The sequence below is a fragment of the Planococcus antarcticus DSM 14505 genome, from assembly GCF_001687565.2.
Taxonomy (GTDB): Bacteria; Bacillota; Bacilli; order Bacillales_A; family Planococcaceae; genus Planococcus; species Planococcus antarcticus.
This window is the reverse complement of record NZ_CP016534.2, coordinates 788090-800860: the sequence shown is the minus strand read 5'-3', so window position 1 is coordinate 800860 and position 12771 is coordinate 788090. Positions and strand designations below refer to the sequence as shown.

Below are 12771 nucleotides of genomic sequence, written 5' to 3'. Positions count from 1 at the left end.
CATCTCTTTTTTATTCGGTTGCTTCATCCACATTTTTCTGATAGCTGTAATCCTCCGGATCGATTGGGGTGAATCCGTTTGGCGTATAGAATCTCAGCAAATCACCATTAACTAGCTCGTCGGACAGCTGCAATTCATAGCTTCCTTGCTCTTGGAATTTCTCCGCTTGCTCCAACTGGCTTTCCTCTAACGGCAACCCAGTTTCGGGATCATAGAATTTTTCGCCGATCAAGTAAATCTCTGGACTAACGTAATCACCATTTCTGAAAGTGACCAGTTCCTCGTGCTCATCGGACAAGAGGTCCGTACCGAATTGAATATAGTTCTGCGTATCGACTCCAAGCAAATGCATCACCGTCGGCAACAGGTCAATCTGACCGCCATACGTATGATTGGTGCCGCCTTCCACGCCCGGTATGTGAATGAACAGAGGCACCCGCTGAAGCTTAGCATTTTCAATCGGCGTGATTTCTTTCGAAAGCACTTGTTCCATCGCCTGGTTGTGGTTGTCGGAAATGCCGTAATGATCGCCGTACATGACAACCATGGTGTTGTCAGCTAAACCTGAGCTCTCCAACTGCTCAAAGAACTGCTCAATCGCTTCATCTGCATAGCGGGCCGTCTGGAAGTAATTATCTACACTCGCGTCACCCGTCGTGCCCTTTCCGATAGTCGTCAAACTCTGATCAATATTATACGGGAAATGATGCGATACCGTAATAAATTTCGTATAGAACGGTTCTGGCAGCGACTCAAGAAGAGGAGCTGATTGCTCGAAGAATGGCTTATCCATAACGCCATACTCCGCCATATCCTCTTCTGACAGATCCGTATAAGACTCGATATCAAAGAAATGATCATAACCGAAAGATTTATAGATTTCAGATCGGTTCCAAAACGTTCCATTATTGCCGTGGAATACGGCTGATGTATACCCTTTATCTTTTAGAATAGCAGGTGCAGCCTGATACGTATTCTGTCCTTTAGTAATAAATGCCGAGCCTTTCGGCAACCCAAACAAGGAGTTTTCCAACATGAATTCCGCATCCGAAGTTTTGCCTTGAGCAGTTTGATGGAAGAAGTTATCAAAATACAATGTGTCTTGATCTCCAATCAATGAATTCAAGAACGGTGTTACTTCTTCTCCGTTCAGTTCATAGTCCATCAAAAATGTCTGAAACGATTCCAAATGCAGGTATACGACATTCATGCCTTCTGCTGCACCGAAATATTCCTCGTTGGCGCTCGCGTTATTGGATTTGGTGTAATTCAATACTTCCGTCACTTCATCGCTGTCAGCAAGTGCTCGTTGGGAAGAGGATTTAGCGGTTTCAACGGTGTCATAGAGTGCATAATTGTACATACCCAAATACTTGACGATATAATTCCGGTCAAATCCGCGTGTCAGCAATTCTGGACGGTCCGCTTCGGCCAAAGCCAGATTAAAGAACGAAATGGCAAGGGCAATCGTAATAACCGGCAGTACAGCTTTGGTTTTAAAGTTCGCCGACTCTTTTTTGTATTTTTTAGAGACAATCAAACCAGCCAAGATTACCACATCTACGAAAAACAGAAAATCAGTTGGCTGAATTAATGTAGCCACACTGCCACCTAAATCGCCAAAATTTTGCGTTTGGAATAATGTCGGCAAAGTGATGAAATCACTGAAAAATCGGTAATAAACTACGTTTGCATACAATAACACCGACATTCCGAGATAGATCACCAAAAGGGATACGTATTTTCGCGTTCCTTTAAAGAACAACGACAAGCTCAGCAATAACAATGCCGATCCGAGCGGATTAAGGAACAACAGAAACTCCTGAAGCGTCCCTTCGACTTCCAACTGGAATTGCGTTTTCTGAGAAACATAAGTTTTCATCCACAGCATGAAAACTGCCAGGACAAAAAGCGGCACGAACTTGTTTAGGTTTTTTTTATTCATCGTTTTAATTTTTTTCATATTGCACCTTCTCATAATTGTTATTCACAAGGATTGTGGGATATTGCATCGAGATAAAAGTAAGCGCACGTATAGATTGGTCGAGCGTGAGAAGCCCCAGCAAAGTGGTGCTCTCTACTACATGTTTGGGTTATCTTATGACCCTAGTATCTGTGCGCTGGAGTTTGGGCGATAAATGCAAAGTCAAAAGGTGAACTTTCTTAAACTATGAAAACCTTGACTCTATTAAGTTCATGTAAATTTTAAGTAAAAATAATGACAAACTCTATTCTACTCTAATACCCTAGAAAATGACAGCTTAAGGGTTTTTTCAGATTGTTCACCGAGTAAACCTTCGGAGAGAAACCAGCTCTTTGCAACAATAAAAAAGCCACCCCCAAAATTTGGTTGCGGCGATGTAGGGAGTATATAGCATAGGACGTTATGAGGGGCGCTTTAAGTTCCCGGTTCACTGGTGAATTATTAGATCACCAATTGCCACGATAGCCAGTTCCACTGACTTTATCCGTCTCTCCAGCAGCGTTCGTTGCGAGCTACTTGTCTGTGACTTTGCATATGTATTTTTAACAGATGGCAGTAAGTACCTCGCGTGCTCTCTCCAGCTCTTCCTGGCTGCAAAGATGAGGCTTGTCATGCCAGACCTTTTCCAGTACAACCAAGCTAATATGAAAAGCTCGGAGCCGCTTCTCTATCAAAACTGTATTTCCGCCTTTTTGCGTCATCTGAGCCCGTGCCTTTTCAGATTTGCGGATGGTTGATTGGAAGGATTCGATCGATTCCAATCTCACATCTGCCGCTACATTTTCCATATCGGGTTGTCCTCCCCTTTTTTTCTAGATAGGTCCAGTCAGAGTTCTAATTTAGACGTGAATTGATAATTACAGAAGGTGCTCTTTCTAATATTAGTTCTTTTCCAAGAACAATTTTTTCTCTCTACATGTTTTGATGCCCCACCGGAATTCCCAGTACATGTAACCTTATGTTCTTCTGCTTGATAGTAATCACTTGTCCCTGGTTCATCAACAAATACAACTTTGACGGTATATCCCAAAGGGCCAGTCTGACTGTCTTTTGGATTTCCCGAAGATTTTATTACTGCCAGTTCATGATTTGTATAGCCTTTCTCGGTTGTTGAATGGGCTTGAACTTGTTGTTCTGTGAACACGACCATCTGAGGATCAGTTTCGAGCTCTTCATTATTCAAATTATGAATAATCATAAATATTCCAGCAAAGAGCAACAAAACAGCCGTCAATATGATCATCAATTTTTTCATTTGCAGTTCGTCCTCTGTCCCTTCACATTCATGGCATCAGCTTTTATAGTAAATTATAAAATGCCAGCTTTTTCTTACAGAAGCTAAAAATCCTCCTGCTCGGAAGCAAGAGGATTCATGGAAGGAATTTTAAAACAGGAATGTGGTCATCGACCGTCAATTGCTTTTGGTTGGTTATCGGTAACAGGTAACATCGTAATGGGGTATGGGTCATGGGTTTGCCAGTAGCCATTGGAATTTAGTTGCACCGAAGTACAAAAGAGGTTTCCTTCCATGCCTTGAAGCGGAGTCTCACCTCTCCAAGGATTAGAAATACTTGTCGCTATCAAAATCTAAAACGATTGAATAGTTTTTGGTGTTGATAGCATTTGATAGTCGGTTCGCTAGTCGCTCTTGCTCAACTGCTTTGACACGGTATTCTTCCGGATCGAACATCGCTTTTCGAATGACCGGGACGCCTTCTCCATAACCAAATTGAAGGTCTTCTTTTGCGGATGACCCGAACTCTTTAAACTTCCGTGCTTTAGCTCGCAATTGCGTTGCCAATTCGATTGCCTCCACAATGGCTAACTCTTCCCCGTTAAAGCTCACTTTGTTTTTGAAATTGGCTTGGTACATCAATTTATCCAATAGACGAAAATCTTTTCGGATGTCATCTATCTCTTCTTCAACTTTCGAAAGTGAACGCGCTTGTTTTGGCTTTTTACTGCCTTTTTCCATTTCCACAAATGCTACACGGTCCATCTCTTCTTCTAACTCATGAATGCGTTTTGCTAATACAGATTTCAACTTCACAGCTTCTGCCAGTGAGAGATTCGACATGATCCGGTCTCCTTTAATTCGTAATCGTTCCTATACTGAATAGCGTAGCAGACCACCTAGTTTTTTACAATAAGCTAACGAATAAAAATTTTTGATTATTCATTTTCAATTCATATAAAAAAGCAGGCACGAATTCAACTTTGCACCTGCCTTTTTATATGGAGGCATAAATACCGGTTTTCATGAGACTGGCTGCTCCACCATCGCGTTGCGCCATTTCACCAGCTCACGCGCTTCAATCTGTTTCTCCAGTGTTTCGTCCCAGCTACCGGTCAACGTATTCCAGACGCGGGCATAAAAAATGTCCTGCTTGCGGTCGTATAATTGAAATTCAATGCACGGGATGTAAATCTTGTCATGCTCAACGCAGCCCGTAATTCCGGTAACTACCGTTTGAAAACTCTCTTCTTCCACCGCTAAACGTTCTTTGGAAAGAAGTTGCTGCAAGCGATCTTTGTTTAGGTTGCCTTTCACCGAATAGCGGTACAACGGAAGCGTTTCTTCTGCCTCAGGGCCATTATCTTCAGCTAATCGGTATTGATCGTGAACCGTGCTATAAGCGATCACGGTTTCGTCCCCATCCATCTCTTCGTCAAAAATACCTTTGCCCAGGTAATCATAACCTTTCGCCGTTAGCTTATAGCCCGGCTTTTCCAGTCCAATCAAACCCGTGCGCTGCATCTTATCGATCAAGTCGCTGATAAACAGCTCTTCCACAAACAGCATGTCAGACAAAGTGGCAGCACGGCGAATATCGGCTTCCTGAAAAGCAAGCAGCAGCATTTTCATCAAAATGTCCATCTTCAAGCGTTTGACACGGCTAAACCCGACATCGTATAAAACGATTGGCAGTTTCCACAGCTCGTCGTTTATGATTGACACGTCGGGATCTTCCACTACACTTTCTCGCAGCTCCTCTATCAGCTTATCCACATTTTCAACCTCCGCTCTTCGCCAACAGCTTTAAGCCGTTTTTCTTTTTCACAACTTCCAACACATGCTTGTACATATTTCTTGTTTCTGACTGCTTGGCGCGCTCTGTAAACATCTGAGAACTGCCGACCAATACCAATAATTCCTTGGCACGCGACAACGCCACATTCAGTCGCCGGTAATCTTTCGCAAAGCCGATATCGCCTTGCTTGTTTTGGTTATTACGCACCATGCTCAGCACAATGATATCTCGTTCGCTTCCCTGGAACCGGTCAACCGTGCCTGTTCGGACAATCAAATGCGGCAAACGCAACTCTTGGTCGATCATCCGCTGCAGCCGCTTGATCTGTTCGCCGTAAAAGCTAATGACACCGATACTCTTCTGCTGATCTGGTGGGATTCTTCCTGCCTGCTTGGCTTCCTCAGCCGCGTTGTTCAACTCGATCAATAACGCACGGATTTCCTGAAGCTCAGCTGCATTGTACAAGCTTTTGCCTCCGCTCATCCGTTCTTCAAAATACGCCTCTTCGTTCGGCAAATCTAGCCACATGAGGTGGTTGTGCCGCTTCACCACAGTAGATTCAAGCAGGTGGTCGCGATCCTGGTCAGAATCTTCTATGCCACATTGGAGTTGATCATGGTCCAGCCGGTAGAACGGTGTAATAGTTTCCATGATGTCTTCGTGCATCCGGTATTGAATGGCGAGCATCGTCTTGTTGGCTGCTGGCAGGTTTTTATAAAGACGTTCGAATAGCGACTCTTCTAGCAGCTTTTCGAGTTCTTTCTTTTCTTCAAAGCCGTTGTCTTCTTGGATCATTTCATGGAGCGTTTCTTCTAGCGTATCGTTACCAAGAAGCGGCGGTAATTGATGGTGATCGCCGACTAAAATAATTTTCTGACCTTTCAGCATCGGCAATAGTAGCTCCGGCGGGGTCGCTTTGGACACTTCATCGATGATGACCACATCAAATTCCGGGTAGTTGTCGATAAAATCTTTGCGCGCCGAGGCAACACAGGTCGTTCCGATGACATTGGCGTGCTTGATGTACATTTTCCGGATTTCGTCCAGATCGTGTTCGTTCGCTCCTGCCAATAAATCCAGCCATTTTTTCTGTACCGACTGAAGTAAAGGCAAATTTTTCATTTCCTGCTTGAGCGATTCCTTCGCGAAGGATAAACTGGCGAGTTTTTTGGCCGTCTGTTCCAACCGCCGCTCCACATCCGAAGACAAAATCTCGCTTAACGCGAGCAGCTGTTGTCCGTGCCCCTTTACTGCCGCTTCGACTTGCTGGATTTCCTCATTCATTTCAGCAATCCGGGCATCGTTGTTTTCCAGTGCCATTGTCTTTTCTGTGCGATCAGTTTGATGGTCCGTAATTCGCTGCTGCACCTTTTCATAGAGGGCTTTGTTTTTTTGCAGCTCGGTTAGTTCCATTTTCTGCTCACGGACTGCCGCTTCGAGATCAGCTGGCAGGTCCGCCAAGTTTGGCATTTGCCGGTAACGCTGCTCAAGCGGTGCCATGTCCTCTTGCTTCTTTTCCTGTTGCTCCAGCAATTTCTCGTCCCATACGCGGTACTGTTTCTGCTGATTGCCAAGCTCCTCGCACAACTGCTTTTTTAAGTCATGGAAAGCCCGTTTCGACTCGGTTGCATAGACGTCAAACGCTTTGAGCTTGGCGCCTCTTCTCCACAAATCATTTTGCCTTCTGTATAAGCCGGTGAGTGCTTTTTGCAAAATGGCTGGATCATGGTGCTTAGCGCTTTTCAATAGCGTTCGTAGCTTTTCCAAATACCCGTCGATTTCGGCAGACGTATAAGCTTCTGTCTTTTCCAGCGCCTGCTGCTTCAAATCGACAACAGAAATGCCTGCTGGCACCACTAGCTTTTCGATGTAGGAAATCGCCGCCGTGACCTGCTCGTTGTATTGATTGAGCTTGCCCCATTCTGCCATGTTTTCACGATTGGCTTCCAGCCGATTGATCAAGTAGGTGATGGATGGCGTTTCCTCAACACGCTGTTCTTTCAGCACCTGAAGCAAGCCATCGATTTTCTTGATGCTGTCCATTTCACTGACGGCAACGTTTTTCTGCTCGATGATCTCTGCGATTTGATCGCGTCTTTCCGTAACTACTGCGAGATCCTGCCGCTTTACAGAAAGGTCCTGCTCAAGCCGGGGAAGTCCAAGTGCACGCTCAAGCAGTTTGAGGCGTTTGTGGATCCGCTGTTGCTCTTCCTGGAACCAAGCGCTGTTTTCTTTGCGATCCATAAACTCAGAATCCTGGTCAATCAATTCCTCGAGTGCGTGCAAACGATGCGCCAGTTCCCTGCTTTCGTTTACAGCTTTGCCCTTCTGGAGTTCGAATGCTGTCAGTTTGACTTGCTCCCGTTCAAGCAGCTTTTGAATCGCTTGCTGCTGGTCTTGTGCTTTTGTTTTTTCTTCAACGGCCGCCGCCAAACTTTCATAAACCGGTTGCAATTTCCCGGTTGCCTGCTCATTGTTCACTAGCTCTTTTTTCAATTCCGGTTCTCGTTTTTCACGCATGTCGTATTGCGCTGTGATTTCTTCCAGCGTATGGTCTTTCCAATACTGCCCGACGTTTTCTTCAATGAATTTCTTGCCTTCTTCTTCGATGCTCTCAGTCCGTCCGACACGCAAAATACGGATGTCTTTGTTTGCAAGCAAACGGCCAAGTGCGTTATCAACCGCTAGATTCGACTGCGAGGCAACCAGCGTCCGCAATCCTTTCCGGGCATTTTGCAAGCAGATTTCTGAAATAACGGTGGTTTTCCCTGTCCCCGGTGGACCTTGAATGACGTACAGATCTTCTGCCGCCATTGCACCCGACACGGCTCGTTGCTGGAACTCATTGAGCTGGTTGTGGAAAGACAACTTTTCTAACGGTCTCAGTGGCTTAACAGGCGGTTTTTCTTCAAATAAAAGCCGATCAAGATTTGGATTTACCGCAAGTCCTTTTTCTAAATTGGTAAAGCCTTGTCGCAGCCGTCTAATTTGGCTCAATGCCGCGAAGTTACTAAAAACAACTTCTTTTTTATCTAGTGATAATCCGTTTTTACGCAGTTGCTTGACTATATAGTTTTGGAGCTCTATTTCCACAATCCGATTTGCTGCTTTTACGACCGTACCAACATCACCCGAAATCCCGACAAGCCGCACTGTCAGGTTTTTTAGCTGTTTCCATTCCGTATCTTTTAGCTGGCATCCCTTCAAGGTGATGCGGCTGAAATCATGGCTGAACGACAGATTCGAATAAGCAGTCTTGATGTCCGGAATGTCCATGCCGCGTTCCTGGATTTTCAAATAGCCTTCCCAACTACCAATCCTTTTTTTGACATAATCCGAACTTTCCTTCGCCGGCGTCATCCGGTTGATCAGATTGATCAAGGAGACAGGTGCTGGATCACGGGACCGGTCGAACACCAAGTATTCCTCGCGCTGCCAATTGGTACCGAGCGCCTGAAAGGATTTCCGCATGGTCAAGTTGGTGACCAGCAGATTGTGATTCGTGAAGACTGCGTGAAGGACGATCGATCCCTCGATGTCCCTTCCAGTCAGCCGAACATTTTCCGCCCTGTCCAAAATCAGCGCAACCGAAAGCTCGCCATCTGCGTTGGACGGATACCGCTCGATAAACGCCTTAAAAGGTTTGTCCGCAACAAAAAATGAGCGTTCGCTGATACCGAACCCTCCCATTTTTTCCGTAGCCGTCTTGGTCAATCGCATTGAAGTTTTGTATGTAGCTGTATGTGCTTTCACCATTTAATCACCTGTTCTTTTAAAGCTGAAGAAATTTCAAATCGACTCATTCTGCCTGATCTGTTTTCATCTAATCATATCATCTATTGGTGGCAATGAGCTCTAAAAGTTGTGAATTTCAGCGAATATATGTTCGATTATTTTTGTGTAAAGTGAATTAAGGAAGCATAGGTGAATAAAGTTATTCGTTTTTGAGAGCAAGATGATTTCTGACTCAAGGTGGGTATACTATACAAAAAAATCAGGAGGTCGAATTCCCACGTTACTTGTCCCTTGAAAGCGGCTACCTAGACGAAGCGAAACTCGTCTACTGGCTCATCTCAGGCATGCCGGAAACCAACAAATTCAAGTAATGCAATTGAGGGTGAAAAACAAATTAAGTCGTCAGAGAATCTATCTAATTACTTCCAGCAGTTCCCACATGGCCCCTGTGAGCGGCTCAATTAGGAATATTTACTTACTTCCTATAAAAAAAAGCCATTCCCTAAATAAGCGGGAATGGCTTTTGGCTACAGAGTTTTCTTGCATAGCGTACATTTGGTTTGACATGGGGATGCGATTTCGGACTTAATTGTAAGATTTCACTTGAGCAATCGCATGTGTTTCAACCTGCTCATTAATGGCTCTAATACGGCCTCCGATGAAAAACACATCAACAAACGGCCAAATGAATAGAGTTAGCCATCCAAAAAGCAACATGCACACTGCCAGAGTTGTGTTACCAAGATAAAAACGGTGAGCACCAAGAGTTCCTAAGAAGAACCATAACAGATAAGCTATCAGTGGCTTTTTAGCTTTTGCTTCCATTTCCTGTTGAACGATCATTAGTTGTTCACTTGTGAGTCCTTGTTTACTCTGAATACTTGAATTAAACGTTGTCATTTTTTTCCTCATATCAAAAGGTTTATTTTTATTCCTTAATATTACAATAATTAATTCTTTTAGTCTATTAAAATTTGTTGTACATAAACCAAAATGGTCATACTCTATTAATAGTCATCAATTTCGCTGCATGACATGCCTCAACATTCGCGGAATATAGAGCAAAACTTATCAAACGAGACAAGAAAAAAAACTCCCAACGTCGTATATGGTAAGCAACGACAACCTGGAAGTAATTTTTGAAACGTAATTCCAGATTGATATTTTGCAGTTTTCCCATGGTATCTGTGAATGGATTAATTACAAGTACTTGCCCTAAATAAACGGGAATCGCTTTTGGCTATAGAGTTTTCTTGCACAGCGTCGATTTGGTTTGACATGGGGGTACGATTTTGAAAAGAACATTCTATTACTTGGCTCCTTCATCTTCCGGCCAACCGATTGAATAATAGCTTTCCGCTAAATCATCTTTGTATCCCCACCCGACATGTCCCGCATTTGAATAAACAACTTCTAGGCGGTCGCCGAAATTCCGCAGCATGTCCAAATCTCCATCACATGCTTTGGTGACTCGACTGAACATTGAGGCTAGACTATCGTAAAATGGACCGTCGATGTCTCCGTAAGCACTAGTGAAATCCGTCCCAAGCTCCACATAATACAACATCAAATCGGTCTTTAGCAATTTGTCATCCGTGTATTTCGCGAAATTACTAATGGCTTTTTTCGCTTCGGAGAGTCTGAATTTAGGCTCCCCCTTTTGCGGGAAAAATTCATTTTTTATTTTATTCTTTGCTTCTTCGTATAGCTCAGCGATCGCTGCTTCTCCCTGCACTTCAGCGACCAGATAGTTCTGAGCTTCTTTACTGGTTTTCGACAACTGGACAATCAGCCGGATCAAATCTTCCTTGTCAAAGGACTTGAGATGTTTTTTCAGCTCAGCCACTTTTAGCTTGGCCATTTAACACGCCTCCTTTCTTCTATTCCAATTGCATTTCGGTGCAGCTCACCTCATCTACTGAATCTTCGACAACTCGTCGAGCAGTGCTTTGCGTTTCGGGTACATAAACTTAAGTTCTTCAATTAGCCCTCTTGCCGCCTCAGCTCCTAATGCATTTTGGAAAGTCTTGATTTTGTCACAGGCTGCTTGGTATTTCTTACGATCGGAAGCAGATTCAATCGAGCGATAGATGTACGATGTAAAAATTTCATTCACTTCATGCGGATAATCCCCCATTAAATGCGGATAAAGCGTTTCAATTCCACTGACATTAGAGCGGCAGTATTCCAGCAAGTCTTCAGTTCTTTTTTCGTCGATAAGGATGATGACGTAAAGTGCTTTGCCTCGTGCCTTTGTTTTCAGTTCTACAAGTAGTTTTTCTAGCATCGCCGGCCATTGTTCGGAGTCCACTAGATTTTTCAACTTGCCATAATACGTTTCGTTTCCTTCGACTGTAAACGTGTAAGCGAGCTCAATCATTTCTGGAACGCTGTTCAACTCTTCATACGCCTTAAAGCGCAGCTCTTTCCAACCGTACACCAATCCAGGCAACGCTGAATCCTGTTGTTCCGATTCCTCGCACAAGCGAACCGCCTTCTTGAACTCCCCTTGGTTTAGCGCTAGCGCTATTTCCGCTTTGCGGATATCAGGATAACTCCGGTGTTTTTGGCAGAATGACTCAATCTTTTCTTTATTACCTTGCTCCTGCAAAATTGCCAACTGATAAGTGCGGAATCGTTCTTCATCATAATGGTAAGTCTTGTTTTGCATCTCTTTACTGGCAATGATTTTCTCAATAAACCCATAGATTTTATCGCTGTGCTCCCCTTGACTAGTCCACTGCATGACAGACTCTGTTAGTTCTTCGGCTGCGTTGGTGATGTCTTGTTCCAATCCAAAAAGAATTTGGGGATAAAGCAGCTCCAGCATGCGATCGACTCGCTCTTCGCTTAACTGTTCCGGCCATTGTTCCATCGCCTCTTGAATATTCGCTAAGCTTTCATCAATAACCATGCCAATACTACCTGATGAATCATCTGCGATTTGCAGCATTTCTGTACATTCTTCGATGATGATTAAATTGAAGCGAATCAACATTTCGCTGTCTTTCTGCGGATGTAAGGCATCCAAATACTCTTGGACCTCGAGTGCTCCTTCGACCGCATCATCCGTACGGTCCCATTCAATAAACCCTCTACGACTCGCGCGACTGGCTGATTTACGGATGAGACGACGTGCCACGTTGTCATTCATCTCTACAGGTTCTGAAAACTTCTCTACCAAATATTGATTGACTGCTGGTTGTTGTTGCAGCAAGTCTTCTAAAATTTTCAGCAGCTCTGCTTTTTTCATTGCTTTTAATTTTGGAAGTACGTCCGCCGCACCGCCAGGATTCTCCTCTTTGTACTCAACAATAGCCAGACATACCGCTACTTCATGCTTGCACAAAGAATCAGATTCGAAAGGACAGTTACAAGAAGTCGACGAAACCGTTTCTTTTCCGGTCAAATTGATCGATACGTGATAATCTCTAGTGCCTGACACAAGCGCATGCCAGCGATTCGGTGCGTTTTCTCTCAACTCCTCCACATAATCACGCTCAAAATAATCCACACCGCGGTTGTACAGCTTAGCGGGTACATAGGCTTCTAGATTACTTAATTTCATATCGATTCCCCCTTGAATTGATTATAACCTGTCTGACTTTTGAGGTAAAAACATGAACAAGGGGTCTATTGGTTTTTTTATTTTCTCTTTAATTTATAAATCGACATTCATTATTTGATGATAAGATAAATTGATGAAATATCGATCCTGAATTCCCCATCAATTTGCGCAAACCATTTGTTCTACGAATAATCTTGACCTATTCTTAAATTGTAAATACCTGTTGTTCGTGCCGACAAATCAAAAATACCACCTTCAAAATCGTTTGAAGGTGGTATTTGATCTATCTAATTACATGCTGTAACTGCTTGAGTTCTACGGCAATTAAATGTTGCCGCTATACACCAATCCACCATTTTTTACATCAATGATTTTCAAGTGGTTTTCGTATTTGACGAAAATGGTTTTAAATTATTCTTTACCTTCACCGTCAACTAGGAACATGATGCGGT

8 protein-coding genes and 1 pseudogene are annotated in these 12771 nt (G+C 43.7%); all 9 read right to left on the bottom strand.

What is annotated here, in order from left to right:
- Positions 1–10: 10 nt before the first annotated feature.
- Entirely contained in the window at positions 11–1963 is a 1953-nt protein-coding gene (locus BBH88_RS04050; RefSeq protein WP_065537217.1) for a lipoteichoic acid synthase, read from the bottom strand.
- A 448-nt stretch (positions 1964–2411) separates the two neighbouring features.
- Positions 2412–2772 (bottom strand): annotated as a pseudogene (locus tag BBH88_RS04045) (hypothetical protein).
- Positions 2773–2810: 38 nt separating this feature from the next.
- Positions 2811–3239, bottom strand: a complete 429-nt coding sequence (locus BBH88_RS04040; RefSeq protein WP_065537218.1) for a hypothetical protein — start codon at positions 3237–3239, stop codon at positions 2811–2813.
- A 306-nt stretch (positions 3240–3545) separates the two neighbouring features.
- Entirely contained in the window at positions 3546–4061 is a 516-nt protein-coding gene (locus BBH88_RS04035; RefSeq protein ID WP_006831371.1) for a hypothetical protein, read from the bottom strand.
- Positions 4062–4241: 180 nt separating this feature from the next.
- Complete coding sequence (locus tag BBH88_RS04030) at positions 4242–4994, bottom strand: hypothetical protein (protein ID WP_006831370.1); 753 nt, start codon at positions 4992–4994, stop codon at positions 4242–4244.
- A gap of 4 nt (positions 4995–4998) precedes the next feature.
- On the bottom strand, positions 4999–8772 hold the full coding sequence (locus BBH88_RS04025; RefSeq protein WP_065537219.1) for a DEAD/DEAH box helicase: 3774 nt from the start codon (positions 8770–8772) through the stop codon (positions 4999–5001).
- A gap of 564 nt (positions 8773–9336) precedes the next feature.
- On the bottom strand, positions 9337–9651 hold the full coding sequence (locus BBH88_RS04020) for a TM2 domain-containing protein (protein WP_065537220.1): 315 nt from the start codon (positions 9649–9651) through the stop codon (positions 9337–9339).
- 409 nt (positions 9652–10060) lie between these two features.
- Complete coding sequence (locus BBH88_RS04015) at positions 10061–10612, bottom strand: DUF6155 family protein (RefSeq protein WP_065537221.1); 552 nt, start codon at positions 10610–10612, stop codon at positions 10061–10063.
- Between the two features lie 54 nt (positions 10613–10666).
- Positions 10667–12319 carry an SWIM zinc finger family protein gene (locus tag BBH88_RS04010; RefSeq protein ID WP_065537222.1) on the bottom strand — a complete coding sequence of 551 codons (1653 nt, stop codon included), beginning with the start codon at positions 12317–12319 and terminating at the stop codon, positions 10667–10669.
- Positions 12320–12771 lie beyond the last annotated feature (452 nt).

Coding starts and splice junctions, on each gene's coding strand:
- BBH88_RS04050 (WP_065537217.1), bottom strand. CDS start 1,963: ATGAAAAAAATTAAAACGATGAATAAAAAAAACCTAAACAAGTTCGTG.
- BBH88_RS04040 (WP_065537218.1), bottom strand. CDS start 3,239: ATGAAAAAATTGATGATCATATTGACGGCTGTTTTGTTGCTCTTTGCT.
- BBH88_RS04035 (WP_006831371.1), bottom strand. CDS start 4,061: ATGTCGAATCTCTCACTGGCAGAAGCTGTGAAGTTGAAATCTGTATTA.
- BBH88_RS04025 (WP_065537219.1), bottom strand. CDS start 8,772: ATGGTGAAAGCACATACAGCTACATACAAAACTTCAATGCGATTGACC.
- BBH88_RS04020 (WP_065537220.1), bottom strand. CDS start 9,651: ATGACAACGTTTAATTCAAGTATTCAGAGTAAACAAGGACTCACAAGT.
- BBH88_RS04015 (WP_065537221.1), bottom strand. CDS start 10,612: ATGGCCAAGCTAAAAGTGGCTGAGCTGAAAAAACATCTCAAGTCCTTT.
- BBH88_RS04010 (WP_065537222.1), bottom strand. CDS start 12,319: ATGAAATTAAGTAATCTAGAAGCCTATGTACCCGCTAAGCTGTACAAC.